3 protein-coding genes are annotated in these 3611 nt (G+C 46.0%); 2 read left to right on the forward strand and 1 reads right to left on the reverse strand.

The features are described from left to right. A partial coding sequence (locus Q0668_RS15125; RefSeq protein WP_298866142.1) for a DUF1553 domain-containing protein occupies nucleotides 1-312 on the forward strand: 312 nt, incomplete at its 5' end. A 152-nt stretch (nucleotides 313-464) separates the two neighbouring features. Next, nucleotides 465-1931 carry a DUF1501 domain-containing protein gene (locus Q0668_RS15130; RefSeq protein WP_298866144.1) on the forward strand — a complete coding sequence of 489 codons (1467 nt, stop codon included), beginning with the start codon at nucleotides 465-467 and terminating at the stop codon, nucleotides 1929-1931. A gap of 56 nt (nucleotides 1932-1987) precedes the next feature. Here the strand turns inward: Q0668_RS15130 and Q0668_RS15135 are convergent, their stop codons facing one another. Next, nucleotides 1988-3442, reverse strand: a complete 1455-nt coding sequence (locus tag Q0668_RS15135; RefSeq protein WP_298866145.1) for a DUF1501 domain-containing protein — start codon at nucleotides 3440-3442, stop codon at nucleotides 1988-1990. Between the last annotated feature and the right edge of the window lie 169 nt (nucleotides 3443-3611).

Genomic DNA, 3611 nt, shown 5'->3' on the forward strand with positions numbered 1-3611 from the left:
GGAAAACGTAATATTACGACGGTGCCTCCCCAGGCACTGGCGATGATGAATTCCCCCTTTATTCGTAAATTATCTGAAAAATTTGCAAAACGAGTTCGCCCCGATGGCAAAAAAAGCCTGGATCAAACTGTAAACGATGTTTATACCATTGCACTTTCAAGAAAACCGAGTTCGGATGAACAACAGCAGATGCTGAAATTTATTCATTATCAAACAGAATCTTATGGTGAAAATCCTAAAGCAGGTGAATTGGCGGTCACAGATTTCTGTCAACTTATTCTTTGTATGAATGAGTTTGTGTTTGTTGACTAGTGAAGTGTCATTTTTGAATTTTGGGGTGATCGAGATCACGGGAGTGCGACAACGTAGCACGTAAACAACACTCCTGGCCCTCAGTTCCAAGCTTGACAAAGTACTAATCGTAAATAATCGGTGGCTGAATATTTAATAGGAATGTAGAAACAATGAGTAAGCACACTCCAGAAACTATGGGCAGGCCTTTCGATTTTCGAGCGCGAAGATCATTTCTTAAAAACGCAGGTTTAGGTTTTGGAAGTCTGGCGTTAACGGGTTTGTTAAAAGAGCAGGGTGTTCTGAATGCAGCTGATTCAGCTGAAAAGGGCGTATTGCAAGTTAAGCAACCTCACTTTGCACCCAAGGCAAAGTCAATTATCTGGTTGTTTATGCCGGGGAGTCCTTCGCAGGTTGATACGTTTGACTACAAACCAATGTTACAGAAGAAAAGTGGAGAAAAACTGGAAGGAGCAGATCCTAAAACCGGATTTTTTACCACGAGCGGAAAGTTGCTCAAATCACCTTTCAAGTTTAAGCAACACGGCGAATCGGGAGCCTGGGTCTCTGAGATCTTTCCCAACGTTGCCAATCACGTTGATGATATGTCGTTCATTTACTCCTGTTTCTCCCGCTCTAATAATCATACACCCGCCATGTTGGAAATGAATTCAGGAGCGTTCTTACAAGGTCGTCCTTGTATGGGTTCCTGGTTAACTTATGGATTGGGAACGGAAAATTCAAACCTTCCGGGTTTTGTAGTCATGCATGGTGCAATGCCACGTGGTGGAAACCCGATTTGGGCGCCCGGGTTTTTACCCAAAGTTTATCAGCCGACTGCCATTGATGGCAGAAGCACCGTACCAATCTCGAATTTATCTCGTCTCCAGACAATGACAGATCGACAACAAAGAACTCAACTGGATTTGTTGCGACAGATGAATGCAAAACACCAGGAATTACGGCCACATGAAGCAGACCTGGCTGCACGTTTGGAATCATTTGAACTCGCTTATCGCATGCAGACGGCAGCACCTGAGGCACTGAATGTAAAAGATGAGTCTCAGGCGATTCAAAAAATGTACGGAGCGGACCAGAAAGAAACCGAACTCGTCGCGAAACAATGCATCACAGCCCGAAGAATGGTCGAACGTGGAGTCCGCTTTATACAGATCTACGCTGGCACCAATGGCGGCGGCGGTGGAGTTGCCGATGTTCCCTGGGATGGACACAGTGATATCGGCCTGAATCATCGCATTGCTGCCAAGTCCGTCGACCAGCCGATTGGTGCACTTCTGGCTGACCTGAAATCGCGCGGTCTGTTAGACTCAACACTGGTTGTCTGGGGAGGCGAGTTTGGAAGAACTTCCGATTCACAGGGAAGTAACGGCCGAGATCATAACCCGAATGCCTTCACCATGTGGATGGCTGGTGGCGGAATTAAAGGGGGCGTTCAATATGGTGCCAGTGATGATTATGGTTACAAAGCCGTTCATAATCGCGTGGGCGTCAATGATCTACATGCGACTTTACTCCATCTCATGGGCATTGATCATATGAAATTGACCTATCGATTTAATGGTCGCGATTATCGTCTGACCGATCTGGGCGGGGAATTGATCAAAGAAATCATTGCCTGATATCGAATGGATAGCATGTACCACGCAGTCGCAGTTTAAATTGATCTGGTAGTAGATTACGCCAGTATTTCTTTCACGATTCGTGGATGATTACCCACACCCGTCAGGCGTTCGTTCAATCCATTTCGTGAAATGAAAAGTTCTTCATGGTTTAATCCCAGAAGATGTAACATGGTGGTGTGCCAGTCGGGTACGCTGACACGATTTTCTACCGCAGCAAATCCGAGTTCGTCCGTCTCGCCCCAGACGAAACCTTTTTTAACACCACCACCTGCCATCCAGGTGCATAACGCGTTCTTGTTATGATCACGGCCCGATTTGCGTTCATCTTTATTCGCAGCAAGTTGAGCGATCGGCAGCCTTCCCATTTCACCACCCCACATCACAAGCGTCTCGTCAAGTAAGCCGCGTTGTTTTAGGTCTTGTAGTAATGCAGCCACCGGCTGGTCGGTCCGTTGGCAGGCTGTTTTCAGATTTGCAGCAATGGCGCTATGAGTATCCCAGATCTGGCTATTGATAAATAATTGAACGAAACGCACGCCCCTCTCAACGAGTCGTCGCGCAATTAAGCATCGCCGACCGTAAGATTCTGTGATGGGCTGATCAATGCCATACATCTTTTGCGTTTCAGCGGTCTCCTGAGAAAGATCAAGCGCATCAGAGGCGGCAATCTGCATTCGCGCAGCCAGGGCATAAGTGGAAAGGCGTGCTTCCAGTTGATGATAATGCGGACGTTTTCGGTGATGAATTTGATCTAAGCGTGTGATCAAATCGCGTTCGAGTTTAGAAACTGCTTCGGGTTGTTTGTATCCGGGTTTCAAATTTAATACAGGCGAACCAGTGGCACGAAATCGGGTTCCCTGATGTTGTGCGGGAAGAAATCCTGACTGCCAATTTTCAATCCCGTTGACTGGTAATCCGCGTGGGTCATCTAAGACAACATAAGCGGGTAAGTTTTTATTCTCGCTCCCCAATCCATAAGAGACCCAGGCCCCTAATGCCGGGTGCCCGGTAAATTCGCTGCCAGACTGAATTTTGTAGATCGCGGGCTCATGAGTCAAATTAGTTGTGTACATTGAACGAATTAATGTGATTTCATCCACTTGCTTTGCCAAATGAGGCATCGCATCAGAGATCCACATTCCAGAGTCGCCCTGTTTTGCAAACTTGAACGGACTGCGCATCAAGGCGCCAGCTTGTTCAGGGAATTCTACCTCGCCTGCAATTTTATCAAAGTGCTCCTTCCCATGAAATTTATCTAACAAAGGCTTAGGGTCAAATAAATCCATCTGACTCGGTCCACCATTCATGAATAAATGAATGACTGATTTCGCGCGTGCTTTGTGATGAGGTCCAAATTTGGAAGTTTCCTGATGAATGGCTGATTTTGTATCTGCATATAAGTCTTGCTGGAGAAGCGAGGCTAACGCGGCTCCCTGAACTCCCGTCGAGACCTGCTGGAAAAAACTGCGTCTTGGAATTTTATTATCAATTGAGTTTTCATTTAACATGCGACAACTCTTTATGTTTAACGATTTTTGTTTTTGCGTGTTCTTGGTCAATCGATATATTGAAACTCTGCCAGATTGAATATGGCATGGCAGTAATTTTCGAGTGATTTTTGTGCGTACTCGTTTGAATCTTTGCTTTCAGGATTGGACGCTTTCCATTGTTCAGCCA

Source organism: uncultured Gimesia sp. (assembly GCF_937910335.1).
GTDB lineage: Bacteria > Planctomycetota > Planctomycetia > Planctomycetales > Planctomycetaceae > Gimesia.